Origin of the sequence: Streptomyces sp. CWNU-52B (genome assembly GCF_047444975.1) — a bacterium.
GTDB lineage: Bacteria > Actinomycetota > Actinomycetes > Streptomycetales > Streptomycetaceae > Streptomyces.
Map to the genome: position 1 here is coordinate 235,978 of NZ_JBLFJV010000005.1, position 13,192 is coordinate 249,169.

A 13,192-nucleotide genomic window follows, 5' to 3' on the forward strand; every position below is an offset into this window, starting at 1 on the left:
GCGCGCGGGCGTGCCAAAGTGACGCCCGCTGACTCGAACTGCGCTTCCCGAGACGAAAGTTGACTCGATTTGCGCTACGAGACTGCCCCGATCGTAAATGATCTATGCCGCGACCTCGGCGCCTTCATCGTGACCTGCGTTACATCGTTCCGTGACCTCACCGATTTGTCGGCCTCCGTGGCTGAATGGGCGCCCTCGCTCAACTGGGCAGTGAATTCAGGGCACTTGGCGGCGACCGGCGGATCTCACATGGTGGTCCCCCTGAGTGGCTCCCAGGGGCCGGTCCCCGTGAGTTCCCTGTACTGATCCCGCGGGACGGGGGTACCCGTCGGTCGGAGCAGTGGGCGGACCGCCGTTCGCGCTCGGTCGGCGTACGGAGGAGACATGGGACTGGTAGTCGCGGGCGTCGTGGTGCTGGACTGCGCCGAGCCCGAGAAACTCGCCGCGTTCTACCGGGAGTTCCTCGACGGCGAGGAGACCGACGCGACGGCGAACCGGGTCGAGATCAGGGGAGCCGACGGAATGCGGATGGCGTTCCGGCGGGACGTGAACGCCACCCCGCCCAGCTGGCCACGGCCCGAGAACTCCCTGCAGGCCCACATCGACTTCCACGTCGAGGACCTGGACGCGGCCGAGCGCAGGGTCGTCTCGCTGGGCGGGCGGCCGGTGGAGACCAACGACGCGGGCGGCCCGTACGAGGAGCGCGGGTACGCCGACCCGGCGGGCCACTCGTTCACCCTGCGCCTGGGACGGGACACCTCACCCAAGCAGGGCTGAGCCACCCGCGGCGGGGCCGCCCGGCGGGGTGCGCCGGACGGCTCAGCCGCGGTGCGCGCGCAGGGCAGCCAGGGCGCGGTCCGCGTGCGTGCTCATCCGCAGCTCGCTGCGCACCACCTCGAGCACCGTGCGGTCCTCGGCGATGACGAAGGTGACCCGCTTGGTGGGCGCGAGCGACAGGCCGCGCTTCACCCCGAACCGTTCGCGGATCGCACCGTCCGGGTCGGACAGCAGCGGATACCCGAGGGTGTGCTTGCCCGCGAACTCCTGCTGGCGCTCGACGGTGTCACCGCTGATCCCCACGGGCCGCGCCCCGGCGGCCGTGAACTCGGCGGCCAGGTCCCGGAAGTGGCACGCCTCGGCGGTGCAGCCCGCGGAGAGCGCCGCCGGATAGAAGAACAGCACGACGGGCCCCTCGCCCAGCAGCTCCGAGAGCTTGCGGGGCGTACCGGTCTCGTCGGGGAGGGTGAAGTCCTCGACGGTGTCGCCCACCGCTGCCTGGTTCGTCACGACTGGCTCCCCTGACTGTCCGTCACCGGCCCATGGCGGCTGCCACCGGCCGTCCGACACCGGCTGTCCGTCACCTGTGCGGAGGCCAACCGTACTGGACGGTACGGGGAGTCAGTCGCGGCCCCCCTTGTCGGTGGCGGGCCATACTCCGGTGGACCGTTCTATGGCCGTCGCACCCGCGCGGTCCACCGCGCCGCGGACGACCGCGAAGATCGCGCCCTGGATCGCCGCGGCGAGCAGCACCTCACCCCAGCCGCGGTCCTTGTCCAGCGCGTCGGGTGCGTCGTCCTCGTGGCGGATCGCCTTCCAGGTGGCCCGGAACGCCATCCCGGCGAGGGTCCCGCCGGTCCAGCCGAGCAGGAACCCGACGGGCTTGTAGACGACGGGCAGCTTCTTCTTGTGCTTCTTCTGCACCGGGCACTCCTTCGGCTCGTGTTCGCGCGGGCCTCTCGCGGGTGTCCAGTTCAGCGGCGAATACGCGACCCGTCACGAGCCGTTTCAGCCGACGGGCTCAGGGTGACGGTCCACCGGAATCGCCCCCCACCTCGTGTGAGGTGTGCGGAAAGGGGCATTCGGCGGGAGTGAACCGCAAGCCTTCCTCCCCCTCGGACCGCCGGACCCGTGTCACCGTGCTGGTGGCGCTGGGTGCCAACCTCGTCATCGCCGTGGCCAAGGCCGTGGGCGGCCTGCTCACCGGATCTCCCGCGCTGCTCTCGGAGGCGGCGCACTCGGTGGCCGACAGCCTGAACGAGGTCTTCCTGCTGGCCGCTCTGCGCCGCAGCCGGCGCCCCGCCGACCGCCGCCACCCCTTCGGCTACGGGAAGGAACGCTTCTTCTGGTCGCTGCTGGCCGCCGTGGGCATCTTCCTGATGGGCGGCTGCTTCTCCTTCTTCCAGGGCTTCGAGGCCCTGGGCAGTGAGAGCACCGAGTCCCACAGCGGCTATGTGGCGGGTCTGGTGATCCTGGTCGTGGCGCTCCTCGCGGAGGGCGCGTCCCTGCTGCGCGCGCTGTTGCAGGTCCGCCGGCAGGGCGGCTTCTCCGCCGAGATCCGTGACCCCGCTCTGCGGACGGTCATCGCCGAGGACGGCACCGCCGTACTGGGTGTGCTCCTCGCCATCGCCGGCATGGCCCTGCACATGGTGACCGGCCAGGTCGTCTGGGAGGCCTCGGCCTCGATGGCCATCGGGGTGCTCCTCGTGTACGTGGCGTACCGGCTGGGCCGTGACGCGCGCGACCAGCTGATCGGCCAGGCCACCGACGAGGAGTCGGCGGGCCGCATCCGCGCCCTGCTGGAGGCGCAGCCCGAGATCGACTCCGTGGAGTCCCTGCTGACCATGCAGCTCGGCCCCGACTCGACGCTGGTGGCGGCGCGGATCGACCTGATGCCCGGCATGGACAGCGAGGAGGTGGAACTGGTCGCCGTACGCATCAAGCGGTCCGTGTCCCACCTGGTCCCGGAGGCCGACCAGATCTTCCTCGATGTGACGGACGCCGCGATCGCCCGCCGCGCGGCGGCCCACGACAGCGGCCCCGCCACGACGGGGGAGCGTGGCGGGACCTGAGCGTCGGGTGCCCGGTGCCCGCGGAGTCATGCACACCTTTTCCGGGCCGCGCCGGGCGGGTCCGGGCGGGCCTCTCCGGGCCCCTCGGATGTGTGCGGGCGGCCCCTCCGGACTGGTCCGGAGGGGCCACCGATGCGCGCTCGCCGACCGGTCCGTCAGGCGCCGGGGGTCGGCTCCAGGACGAAGACCGGGATCTCCCGGTCGGTCTTCTCCTGGTAGTCGGCGTACGACGGGAACGCGGCGACCGCCCGCTCCCACCACTGCGCCTTCTCCTCGCCGGTCACCTCACGCGCGGTCATGTCCTGGCGCTTCGGGCCGTCCTGGAGCTCCACATGGGGATCGCTGAGCACGTTGTAGTACCAGACGGGGTGCTTCGGCGCGCCGCCCAGTGACGCGACCGCGAGGTAGCGGCCGTCGTGCTCGACCCGCATCAGCGGGGTCTTGCGGATCTTCCCGCTCTTCGCGCCCCGGGTGGTGAGCACGATGACGGGCAGCCCCGTGTCCTGCAACGTCGTTCCCTCGGTACCGCCGGAGCGCTCGTACAGCTCCACCTGGTCGCGTACCCACTTGGTGGGGCTGGGCTCGTATTCGCCCTCAAGAGGCATGACATCCATCCCATCGATCGTCGTTGCGTACGACTCGTACCGGCTCAGGACTGAACCGCTCCGCTCGGACACTCATTCCTCGCGAACCGCGTCGACCTCATGCCTGCCCGGATGTGCCCGGGTGAGTCACCGGGTCAACGAGCGGACGCGGCCCGGGACCCGGTCTGCGCGCGCGGCTCACCCGGAAAGGAGGGCCGGAACGGGCGAGAGAGCTAGAACGGGAAGTGGGCCTGCTGCGTGGCCAGCGTGACCCAGCGGGTGTTGCTGAACGCCTCGATGCCCCAGCGTCCGCCGAAGCGCCCGTACCCGCTGCCCTTGAACCCGCCGAAGGGGGCGTTCGGTTCGTCGGCGACGGACTGGTCGTTGACATGCACGATGCCGGTACGGATCCGGCGGGCGACCTTGAGCCCGTGGGTGCCGTTCTCGGTGATGATCCCGCAGGTCAGCCCGTGCTCGGTGGCGTTGGCGGCGGAGACCGCCTCGTCGTCCGTGGTGAACGTGCTGATCACGGCCAGCGGGCCGAAGGCCTCGCCCCGGTACAGCTCGGCCTCCTCCGGCAGGTCGGTGAGGACGGTCGCCGGATGCACGGCACCCTCGGGGGCGCCGCCGCCGGTGAGGACACGCGCGCCCTTGGCGACGGCGTCCTCCACGAGCGCCGCCACCCGGCGGGCGGCGGCCCGGGTGACGAGCGGGCCGACGACGGTGTGCGGATCGGCCGGGTCGCCGGACGCGAGCGACTCGGTCTTCGCGGTGAACCTGGCGGTGAACTCCTCGGCCAGGCTCTCGTGCACGAGGATCCGGTCGGCGGACATGCAGATCTGGCCGGAGTTCATGAAGACGGAGAAGACGGCGGCGTCGACCGCGTAGCCGACGTCGGCGTCGGCCAGCACGATCACCGAGTTCTTGCCGCCGAGTTCGAGGACCGCGGGCTTCAGATGACGGGCCGCGTGCACGCCGATGATCCGGCCGACCCCGGTGGAACCGGTGAAGTTGACGGCCCGTACGCGCTCGTCGGCGACCAGGGCCTCGGCGACGGCGGCCGCGTCCTCGGGGGCGTTCGTGATCACGTTCAGGACGCCGTCGGGCAGGCCCGCGTCGCGCAGGATGTCCGCGATGAACAGTCCGCACGCGATCGGCGCGTCCTCGCTCGGCTTCATCACCACGGTGTTGCCCGCGGCGAGCGGCGCGGCGACGGCCCTGACACCCAGGATGACCGGGGCGTTCCAGGGCGAGAAGGCGGCCACGACACCGACGGGTTCGCGGACGGCGAGTCCCAGGGCGCCTTCCTCCTGCGCGCTCAGCACCTCACCGCGCGGGGCGGTCACCGCGGCGGCGGCCTCGCGCAGGATGTTCGCGGCGAGACCGACGTTGAACATGGCCCAGGGCCGGGTGCCGCCGACCTCGCCCGCCATGATCCGTACGGCGTCCTCGGTGCGGGACTCCAGGAGGTCGGCCGCGGTGAGGAAGATCGTGCGCCGCTGGGCCGGACCGAGCGCGGCCCAGGCGGGGAACGCGGCGTCCGCCGCGTCCACGGCCCGGGTGACGTCCTCGGCGCCGGCCGCGGCGACCGTGGCGTACACCTGTGAGCTGTAGGAGTTCACGTCCTCGGCGGTGCGGCCGGTGGCCGCGGGCAGGTCCTTGCCGCCGATGAGCAGGTCACGATGGAGGGTCATGCGCGGCTCTTCCCGTCGTGCGACGCGACACGGCCACGACGGAACCGCATGCGTTCGCCTGGTGAACAATTGTCCATTGAATATTCAATGAGAGTGTGAGACCGGACGCACCATCAGTCAATGGCCGGCTGCGGCGCCGCGCAAGGGGTGGCCGCGGCGCCGTACGCGTCGATCAGCGCCTGGGCCGCCCGGCCGGCCAGCGCGGCGGGTGCCGCGCTCCGCTCGATGGCGGCGGTGGTCATGGCGCCCTCCGCCAGCAGGTGCAGCTGACCGGCCGGCTCCGCGGGCAGTCCGGCCTCGCCCGCCAGCCCGACGACGTACTCCTTGAAGGCCCGCTTGTGGGTACGGACCTGGTCGGCGACCGGCTCCGACGTGGCGCCCAGTTCGCCGTACGAGTTGATCCAGGCGCAGCCGCGGAAGCCGGGCTCGCGGAACCACGCGCCCAGCCAGTCGAAGACCGCGAGCACGCGCCGCCGCGGGTCCGTGTGACCGTCCACGTGCGCGGCGAGCCGCTGTCGCCAGCGGAGGTCGCGCCGCTCCAGGTACGCCACCACCAGGTGCTCCTTGGCGGGGAACAGCTGGTAGAGCCGCTTGAGCGAGACCCCCGAGGCGCCCCGGATGTCGTCCATGCCGACGGACTGTATGCCGCGCCCGTAGAACAGGGCCTCCGCCGCGTCCAGGGCCCGCGCCCTGGCGGCCGCGCTGTCCATGTGTCCGCTCGCGCTCGCCACCTGGGTCCCGCCTCCTGCGTCTTGACGTGAGAACCACCGTTCTCTACGTTAGCGGTCGCCGTGGAGAACGTACGTTCTCACGCCGGAGGAGAAGCCGAGAGGAACCGTCATGGCCGAGGATCGTCCGCCCCTGCCGCCCTTCACCCGGGAGACCGCCGCCCAGAAGGTCCAGGCGGCCGAGGACGCCTGGAACACCCGCGACCCGCGGAAGGTCTCGCTCGCCTACGCGCGGGACTCGGTCTGGCGCAACCGCGACACCTTCGTCACCGGCCGGGACGGGATCGTGGAGCTGCTCACCGAGAAGTGGCGACGCGAGGAGGAGTACGCCCTGCGCAAGGACCTCTGGGCCTTCGACGGCAACCGCATCGCCGTCCGCTTCCAGTACGAGTGCCGTGACACCGACGGCCAGTGGTGGCGCTCGTACGGCAACGAACTCTGGGAGTTCGACGAGCAGGGGCTGATGACCCGGCGCGAGGCCAGCATCAACGACGTGGCGATCGAGGAGGCGGAGCGGCGGATCGCCGGCCCGCGGCCGGACGCGGAGCGAGGGAGGACGTTCCCGGTTCAGTAGGGTTCCCGGGTGACCGAACAGGCCCGGAAGCCCTTTCTCTACGTCGTCGTCTGCGCCGCAGGAGTCGCCGACGGCATCGGCGAGTTGATCACCCTGGCGCTGGAACGGAACTGGCAGGTCGGCGTCCTCGCGACCCCGCAGGCGACGGGGTTCTTCGATGTCGCGGCGGTCGAGGAGCGGACCGGCCGGCCGATCAGGTCCGCCTGGCGTGCGCCCGGCGATCCGCGCCCGTTCCCGGACCCGGACGCCGTGGCCGTGGCGCCCGCGACCTTCAACACCGTCAACAAGTGGGCGGCCGGGATCTCCGACACGCTCGCCCTCGGCACGCTCTGCGAGGCGTCCGGCACGGGCGTGCCGATCTCCGTACTGCCGTGCGTCAGCGAGGCGTTGGCGGCCCACCCCGCCTACCGGGACAGCCTGAAACGGCTGCGCGGGATGGGCGTGCGGTTCGGGGAGCACGCCTTCGACGGCCCGCGGCAGCACGGATTCCGCTGGGAACAGGCGCTGGACCTGCTGGGCCAGGTGCCGGGTTGACCCGCCGACGTGCCCACGGGTGGGGTCAGCGCGTCCTGCGTACGTAGTCGGCGCTGTCCGGCGTCGACACCTGGATGTCCCGGCGCACGATGCTCAGCCGGTCGCCGAAGCCCGAACGGGCCTTCTTCATCCCGCTGTCGGTGTACTCGACGACCACGACCCGGTCGTCGAAGGCGTCGGCGTACTCACCGCACTCGTCGTACGCGCCGCACTCCTCCACCACGGCGAAGTCGAGCCCGGCGCGGGTGCGTCGGTCGGCCAGTTCCACGGTGTTCTTCTGGGCGATGGCCAGGCCGCGGGCGTGTGCGTGGATCGAGAGCAGCTTGATGAAGGACAGGGCGTCGCTCGCGCTCAGGAGCCCGTCCGACCGGCTGAAGCTGTCGTAGTTGTCCGGCTCGACGGCGTCGTAGCCCTTGTCCGCGCAGCCGTCGATCCACTTGTCGACCCGGGCCGCGACGCGTTTGCGCTTGGCGGGTGTGCCGATGTCGAGCAGCGGCTCGTCCCAGTCGGCGTCGATGACGACCTCACCCTGCTCGTCCCGCAGCAGCAGGTCGGCGGGCCAGTCGTCCTGTTCCTGGGGCTGGGCCTGGAAGGCGTTGACGTAACAGATGTTGTAGAGACCGCGTGCGGGGTCGGCGCCGCGGTCGCGGGCGACGACACGGACGTCGGAGGCCGGTCGGTAGGCGCCGCCGATCTGGTAGTCGAAACCGGCGTGCACGGGCGGCAGCCGTACGCCCCGCGCACTCGACCCCGCGGTGTCGTCGGCGCTCTTGCCGCTCCCGTCCGACGAGTCCGACGGGTCCGACGCGCAGGAAGCCAGGGCCGCGAGGGCGACCAGGGCGGCGGCCGCTCTGAGGAATCCCACGCGGGGGCCACGCTTGGCGGGCATGTCCGCTCCATCGATCGCGAGTACGACCCCGCCTCGGTCCCCGTGACGGGCCTGGCGACTCTGGCCGGGCTGAGGACCGTGTCCTGTCCGCTACCGGCTGGGCGTACCTCTGGGTGCCGGGCGGCACGCCTCGGCACGTCAGGATCAAAGCGTGCGATAAGTCGCACGTCAAATCCGCACGGGCGGCTCGCGCCGGGCGAGGAACCGGGCGGTCGGGTGCGGCCGGTCGCCAGGGGGCTGGGGCGGCCGCTCCCGGCGCCATGGCCAGTGGGCGGGCCGCCTCTTGGCCTGGCCGTCCCAGGTCGGGGCGGGCGGGCCCAGTGGGGGCATGGTCGGTCCTCGCCTGTCACTCGGCCGCCCGCGGCCGCTCCGGCGGCACCGGCCGGCGGAACTCGCCCTGCGAGGGGCCGGGGTCGGCCGTCCGGGCTCGCGGCCTCCATCCGGCGGGGGTGGTCACCAGGGGGCTGCGGCCCTCTGAGCCGCCACTTGCCGGCCGGGCGCCGGTCGCCGCTCCCGGCGCCGTGGACGGGGCGCGGTGACGGTGCTCGGCCGGTGGGACACGGTTTGAGCCTGGGCGGACCGGCCATCTCGGCCGGCCATCTCCGGTCGGGGCGGGCGGCCGGCGCGCCCTGCGGGGGCATGGCCCGCGCGGCACCGTGTCGGCGGCGGCCTACTCCGCGGGCAGTGTGCTCGCCGCCGGGGCGCGGAGGCCGTCCAGTGCGATGGTGATCGTCCGGCGCCACTGGCCCTCGCCCCTCATGGCGCCCAGGCACTCGGTCCCGCCGATCGGGGCGATCGAGATGAGGACCACGTCCCGCCACGTCACGTCGGCCCGCAACGCGCCGTGATCCTGGGCGCGGCGCACCAGCCGGTCGATGGCCTCGGCGAGCACCGCGCCGCGCGCCAGCACCTCCGGGGGAAGCTCGTGCGGCGTACCCGTGCCGCTCGTGAACTCCGCCAGCCCGAGATTGGCCAGCTGTGCTTCGGTGTAGGCGAAGAGGAAGCCGGACAGGGCGGCCCAGGGATCGGGGTCGTCCAGGGCGGCCTCGGCCCAGGACTGGATCTCCGCAAGACCGTCGACCAGTACGTCGGCGATCAGGGCCTCCTTCGACCCGAAACGCCGGTAGAGCGTGCCGACCCCGACCTCCGCGCGCTCCGTGATGTCGGTCGTCGACGCCTGGAGCCCGTGCTCGGCGATCGCCGAGCGGGCGGCCTCGATCAGGCGCAGCCGCTTGCGGCGCGAGTCCGCCCGCTCCTTGGGAACCTCGTCCGTCACTGCGTCCGCCATGCCCCGGACTATAACTCAGCGGAAGACACTCCTCCCAACGGACTGAGATTCTCCGAACGGAGAGCATCTCTCCGTTTCTGCTACGTTGAAGACATGGAAACCACCACCACACCCGCACTGCTCATCTATGGCGCCACCGGTTACACCGGGCGGCTGATCGCCGAGGAGGCCGCCCGTGCCGGGCTGGACTTCGCCGTCGCGGGCCGGAACCCGGCCGCGGTCGAGGCACTCGCGCAACAGCTCGGCGTGCCCGGCCGGACCTTCACGCTCGACGATCCGAAGACCGTGCGGAAGGAGCTCCGGGGCGTCCGGGTCGTGCTGAACGTCGCCGGCCCGTTCAGCGGCACCGCCGAGCGGCTCATCGACGCGTCCGTCGCCGAAGGCGTCCACTACCTCGACACCACCGCGGAGTTCGCGGTCTATCAACTGGCCGAGGAGCGGTCGGAGGCCGCCGCCGCGGCCGGCGTCATGCTCGTGCCGGGCGTCGGCTGGGACGTCGTGCCCAGCGACGCGGTCGCCGTGCACACCGCTGGCCGGACACCGCGACCGGTCGCGCTCCGGGTGGCCCTCAAGGTGACCGGCGGCTTCTCCCGCGGCTCGGTCTCCAGCTCCGCGGGGATCGCCGACCTCGCCGGACTGGTCCGGTCCGACGGACAGCTCGTGCGCAGGGCCGACGCGGCGCCCGCGTCCTTCGACCTCGGGGCCGGACCCGAGGAGTTCGTACCGGTCCCGATGGGCGATCTCATCACCGCCCGGCACTCGGCCGGACTGCGGAACATCGAGGTCTTCATGCGCTCCGACGGCGCGATTCCCGCGCCCGGTGGCGAACTCCCCGAGGGCCCGACGGCCGCCGAGCGCCTGGAGGGCCGGTACTGGGCCCTCGCCGAGGTCACCGACGAGGACGGCACCGTCGTCCGCTCGGTCGTCGAGACCCCGACCGGCTACACGTACACACAGCTCTCGGCGGTCGCCTCCGCCGCCCGTGTGCTCGCCGGACAGCACCCCGCCGGCTTCCAGACCCCGTCCTCGGCGTTCGGCCCGGATTTCGCCACGAGTATCTCCGACAGCCGCATCACCGACCTCTGACCCTCCGCGACCTTCGCGTTCTCGGCGGCCTCCGCGATCGACCCACTGTGAGGAAGACCTTCATGCGCTACACGACATTCGGACGCCGATCGGGCCTGCGGGTCTCCGAATACGCCCTCGGCACCGGGAACTTCGGGACACTCTGGTCCAGCGGCACGGACGCCGCGGACGCCCGCGTGATCTTCGACCGGTTCGCCGAGGCAGGCGGCACGTTCCTGGACACCGCGGGCATGTACCAGGCAGGGCAGTCCGAGGAGATCCTCGGCGACCTGCTGGCCGTGGACCGCGACCACTTCGTCGTCTCGACCAAGTACGCCGCGAGCGACACCGAGCGGCCGCACGTCTCGCTGACGGGAGGCGGCCGGAAGAACCTCGCCGCCTCCGTGGAGGCGAGCCTGAAGCGGCTGCGCACGGACCACCTCGACCTGCTGTGGGTCCACTTCCCGGACGGCGTCACGCCGATCGACGAGATCGTGCGCGGGATGGACGACCTGGTGCGCTCCGGGAAGGTCCATCACGTCGCGCTCTCGAACTTCCCGGCCTGGCAGGTGTCGGCCGCGGCGACCCTGGCGGACCTGCGCGGCTGGGCGCCGATCGTCGGCATCCAGACGGAGTACAGCCTCATCGAGCGGACCGCCGACCGCGAGCTGCTGCCGATGGCGGAGAGTCTCGGCCTGGCCGTGAACCTGTGGTCACCGCTGTCCGGCGGACTGCTGACCGGCAAGTACCGCACCGGAGGCGAAGGCCGGGCGACCGACCCCAGCCGGTTCGTGACGCCGGAATCCACCGGCCGGCGGACCGCCGTCATCGACGCGGTCCTGGCGGTCGCCGAGGAGACGGGGGCGAACGCCGCACAGGTGTCGATGGCCTGGCTGCGCGAGCGGGGCGAGCGGTCGGCCGCGACGTTCGTCCCGATCGTCGGGCCGCGCACACCGGCGCAGCTGGACGACTACCTCGGTGCCCTCGACGTGACGCTCACCGACAAGCAGTACACCCGGCTCGACGAGGTCAGCGCCGTCGAACCGGGCGTCCCGCACGGCATCAACGCGAGCATCCGGGAGAATCTCCTGGGCGGCGACGTGAGCAGGTTCATCGGCCCGGTCACCCCTCTCGCCTGACCACGCGGGCCACGCGGCCCCGGCCCGGCCCGCCCCGCCCTGCTGCCAGGCGGGCGGCGCCGGGCTAACGTTTCGTGGGGCCGAGGCCCGCTCCCGCCGCGTACCCGCCCGCCGGGTGCGCACGCGAGGAGACCGTGACGGATGCAAGGAGAGCCGTGAGCACCTCGCACAAGCCGCTCGTGATCCTGCGCGCCGACCCGCACCCCAGGGAACGCATCTTCGGGCCGGACGCGCTCGCCCGGCTCCACGCACGCTTCTCCGTCGTCGAGCCGGACACCGAGGAGGCGCTCGACCGGGCCCTGCCGGCTGCCTTCGCGGTCGTCGGCCAGCCCGACCTGCCCGCCGAACGCCTGGCCCGCGCGGGCGAGTTGCGGGCCCTGCTGAACGTCGAGGGCAACTTCTTCCCGAACGTCGACTACGACGCGTGCTTCCGGCGCGGCATCCACGTGCTGGGCTGCGGACCCGCCTACGCCCAGGCCGTCGCCGAGTACGCCCTCGGACTCGCCCTCGACCTGGCACGCGGCATCAGCCGCGAGGACCGTGCCTTCCGCGCCGGACGGGAGCGGTACGTCCTCGACGGCAACGCCGACGCCGTGCTGCTGCGCGGCGCGGACGTCGGGCTGGTCGGATTCGGGAACCTCGGCCGCGCCCTCCACCCGCTCCTCGCCGCCTTCCGGCCGACGCTGCGCGTGTACGACCCCTGGCTGCCGCCCGCCGTCCTGCGCGAGCAGGGCCTCGTACCGGCCACGCTCGACGAGACCCTCTCCCGCAGCACGTTCGTCTTCGTGCTCGCCACCGTCACCGACGACAGCCGCCACCTGCTCGGCGAGCGGGAGTTGGCGCTGCTGCCCGACGGCGCCCGGCTGGTCCTCGTCAGCCGGGCACCCGTCGTGGACTTCCCCGCGCTGCTCGCCCGGGTCGCCGAGGGCCGCCTGCTCGCGGGGATCGACGTCTGGCCCGACGAGCCCGTCGCCGCCGACGACCCCGCCCGCGCCCTGGAGGGCCTGGTGCTCTCCGCCCACCGCGCGGGCGGCATCCCGGACGCCTTCCTGAGCATCGGCGACATGGTCGTGGACGACCTGACCCTGCTGGCCCAGGGGCTGCCGCCCGCCCGGATGCAGACCGCCGCCCGTGAACTCGTCGGCCGCTACCGCAACCGTCCCGTCGCCCGAGAGGCCCGTACATGAAGATCGCCTGCGAAGGTCTCCTCTTCGACAACGACGGCGTCCTGGTCGACTCCGACCTCGGCGTCGACCAGGCGTGGAGCCGGTGGGCCAGGAACCGCGGGCTGCCCGCCGAGCAGGTCACGGCGATGGTGCACGGCCGGCGCTCCACCGACACCGTCACCCTCCTCGTGACCGACCCCGGGGAACGGCCCGCCGCCCTCGCCGAGATCGACCGGCTGGAGATCGAGGCGGCCGCCACCACGACCGCCCTGCCCGGCGCGCTGGACCTCCTGACGGGCCTGCCACCGGGCAGTTGGGCCGTGGTGACCTCCGGAGTCACCGGTCTTGCCCGCGCCCGTCTCGCCGCCGCGGGCCTGCCCCTGCCGCCCGTGCTCATCACCGCGGACGACGTCAGCCACGGCAAACCCGCCCCCGACGGCTACCGCGCGGCGGCGGAGCGGCTCGGTGTGGCCCCGGCGCACACCGTCGTCCTGGAGGACAGCGCCGCGGGCGCCACGGCGGGGGCGGCGGCCGGTGCGTACGTCATCGGCGTCGGACGGCGCGCACTGGACACCGACGCCCCGGTCGTCGTACGCGATCTGCGCGGCCTGACCTGGCACGACGGCGTACTCGACCTGGGCGCGGCGCGGCTGCTCCGCTCCTGACCGCGGCCCACCGCGCC

Annotated in this window: 15 protein-coding genes; 8 read left to right on the forward strand and 7 right to left on the reverse strand. The window is 72.6% G+C overall.

Translation table 11 applies throughout. The annotated features are described in order from the left end of the window. The first annotated feature begins 384 nt into the window (after positions 1-384). Positions 385-777, forward strand: coding sequence for a VOC family protein (locus ACLVWQ_RS03930; RefSeq protein WP_414106717.1), 393 nt, complete (start codon positions 385-387; stop codon positions 775-777). Positions 778-819: 42 nt separating this feature from the next. Here ACLVWQ_RS03930 and ACLVWQ_RS03935 read toward each other — a convergent pair whose 3' ends face one another. Both ACLVWQ_RS03935 and ACLVWQ_RS03940 read right to left on the reverse strand, forming a co-directional pair. Further along, the gene (locus tag ACLVWQ_RS03935; RefSeq protein ID WP_414106718.1) at positions 820-1,287 is read right to left on the reverse strand and encodes a peroxiredoxin; all 468 of its coding nucleotides are present in this window, start codon (positions 1,285-1,287) and stop codon (positions 820-822) included. 111 nt (positions 1,288-1,398) lie between these two features. Continuing rightward, complete coding sequence (locus tag ACLVWQ_RS03940; protein ID WP_414106719.1) at positions 1,399-1,701, reverse strand: DUF4235 domain-containing protein; 303 nt, start codon at positions 1,699-1,701, stop codon at positions 1,399-1,401. A gap of 167 nt (positions 1,702-1,868) precedes the next feature. Between ACLVWQ_RS03940 and ACLVWQ_RS03945 the strand changes: the two genes are divergently transcribed. Further along, entirely contained in the window at positions 1,869-2,849 is a 981-nt protein-coding gene (locus ACLVWQ_RS03945) for a cation diffusion facilitator family transporter (RefSeq protein WP_414106721.1), read from the forward strand. Between the two features lie 155 nt (positions 2,850-3,004). On the opposite strand, the gene ACLVWQ_RS03950 is transcribed toward ACLVWQ_RS03945, so the two are convergent. The 3 genes from ACLVWQ_RS03950 to ACLVWQ_RS03960 form a co-directional block, all read right to left on the reverse strand. Then, entirely contained in the window at positions 3,005-3,454 is a 450-nt protein-coding gene (locus ACLVWQ_RS03950) for a nitroreductase family deazaflavin-dependent oxidoreductase (RefSeq protein ID WP_414107383.1), read from the reverse strand. Between the two features lie 212 nt (positions 3,455-3,666). Next, entirely contained in the window at positions 3,667-5,127 is a 1,461-nt protein-coding gene (locus ACLVWQ_RS03955; RefSeq protein ID WP_414106722.1) for an aldehyde dehydrogenase family protein, read from the reverse strand. 113 nt (positions 5,128-5,240) lie between these two features. After that, a complete protein-coding gene (locus ACLVWQ_RS03960) occupies positions 5,241-5,837 on the reverse strand; it encodes a TetR/AcrR family transcriptional regulator (RefSeq protein ID WP_414107384.1) in 597 nt (198 codons plus the stop codon). Between the two features lie 130 nt (positions 5,838-5,967). Here ACLVWQ_RS03960 and ACLVWQ_RS03965 point away from each other — a divergent pair, with 130 nt between their 5' ends. Next, positions 5,968-6,429 carry a DUF1348 family protein gene (locus ACLVWQ_RS03965; RefSeq protein WP_414106724.1) on the forward strand — a complete coding sequence of 154 codons (462 nt, stop codon included), beginning with the start codon at positions 5,968-5,970 and terminating at the stop codon, positions 6,427-6,429. Positions 6,430-6,438: 9 nt separating this feature from the next. Then, complete coding sequence (locus tag ACLVWQ_RS03970; RefSeq protein WP_414106725.1) at positions 6,439-6,963, forward strand: flavoprotein; 525 nt, start codon at positions 6,439-6,441, stop codon at positions 6,961-6,963. A gap of 25 nt (positions 6,964-6,988) precedes the next feature. Here ACLVWQ_RS03970 and ACLVWQ_RS03975 read toward each other — a convergent pair whose 3' ends face one another. After that, a complete protein-coding gene (locus tag ACLVWQ_RS03975; protein WP_414106726.1) occupies positions 6,989-7,852 on the reverse strand; it encodes an endo alpha-1,4 polygalactosaminidase in 864 nt (287 codons plus the stop codon). A gap of 670 nt (positions 7,853-8,522) precedes the next feature. Further along, positions 8,523-9,140, reverse strand: a complete 618-nt coding sequence (locus ACLVWQ_RS03980) for a TetR/AcrR family transcriptional regulator (RefSeq protein ID WP_414106728.1) — start codon at positions 9,138-9,140, stop codon at positions 8,523-8,525. 93 nt (positions 9,141-9,233) lie between these two features. On the opposite strand from ACLVWQ_RS03980, the gene ACLVWQ_RS03985 reads away from it, so the two are divergent. The 4 genes from ACLVWQ_RS03985 to ACLVWQ_RS04000 all read left to right on the forward strand — a co-directional run bounded on the left by ACLVWQ_RS03985 (position 9,234) and on the right by ACLVWQ_RS04000 (position 13,175). After that, positions 9,234-10,226, forward strand: a complete 993-nt coding sequence (locus tag ACLVWQ_RS03985; RefSeq protein ID WP_414106729.1) for a saccharopine dehydrogenase family protein — start codon at positions 9,234-9,236, stop codon at positions 10,224-10,226. A 62-nt stretch (positions 10,227-10,288) separates the two neighbouring features. Next, a complete protein-coding gene (locus tag ACLVWQ_RS03990; protein WP_414106731.1) occupies positions 10,289-11,344 on the forward strand; it encodes an aldo/keto reductase in 1,056 nt (351 codons plus the stop codon). 155 nt (positions 11,345-11,499) lie between these two features. Further along, positions 11,500-12,531 (forward strand): NAD(P)-dependent oxidoreductase, encoded by a 1,032-nt coding sequence (locus ACLVWQ_RS03995; RefSeq protein ID WP_414106732.1) that lies wholly within the window; start codon positions 11,500-11,502, stop codon positions 12,529-12,531. Next, a complete protein-coding gene (locus tag ACLVWQ_RS04000) occupies positions 12,528-13,175 on the forward strand; it encodes an HAD-IA family hydrolase (protein WP_414106734.1) in 648 nt (215 codons plus the stop codon). The genes ACLVWQ_RS03995 and ACLVWQ_RS04000 overlap by 4 nt, the downstream gene beginning before the upstream one ends. Positions 13,176-13,192: the final 17 nt, after the last annotated feature.

Bases quoted from the DNA above. Each gene is read 5' to 3' on its own strand.
- ACLVWQ_RS03985 (WP_414106729.1), top strand. From the start codon at position 9,234: ATGGAAACCACCACCACACCCGCACTGCTCATCTATGGCGCCACCGGT.
- ACLVWQ_RS03975 (WP_414106726.1), bottom strand. From the start codon at position 7,852: ATGCCCGCCAAGCGTGGCCCCCGCGTGGGATTCCTCAGAGCGGCCGCC.
- ACLVWQ_RS04000 (WP_414106734.1), top strand. From the start codon at position 12,528: ATGAAGATCGCCTGCGAAGGTCTCCTCTTCGACAACGACGGCGTCCTG.
- ACLVWQ_RS03990 (WP_414106731.1), top strand. From the start codon at position 10,289: ATGCGCTACACGACATTCGGACGCCGATCGGGCCTGCGGGTCTCCGAA.
- ACLVWQ_RS03955 (WP_414106722.1), bottom strand. From the start codon at position 5,127: ATGACCCTCCATCGTGACCTGCTCATCGGCGGCAAGGACCTGCCCGCG.
- ACLVWQ_RS03960 (WP_414107384.1), bottom strand. From the start codon at position 5,837: ATGGACAGCGCGGCCGCCAGGGCGCGGGCCCTGGACGCGGCGGAGGCC.
- ACLVWQ_RS03950 (WP_414107383.1), bottom strand. From the start codon at position 3,454: ATGCCTCTTGAGGGCGAATACGAGCCCAGCCCCACCAAGTGGGTACGC.
- ACLVWQ_RS03930 (WP_414106717.1), top strand. From the start codon at position 385: ATGGGACTGGTAGTCGCGGGCGTCGTGGTGCTGGACTGCGCCGAGCCC.
- ACLVWQ_RS03980 (WP_414106728.1), bottom strand. From the start codon at position 9,140: ATGGCGGACGCAGTGACGGACGAGGTTCCCAAGGAGCGGGCGGACTCG.
- ACLVWQ_RS03965 (WP_414106724.1), top strand. From the start codon at position 5,968: ATGGCCGAGGATCGTCCGCCCCTGCCGCCCTTCACCCGGGAGACCGCC.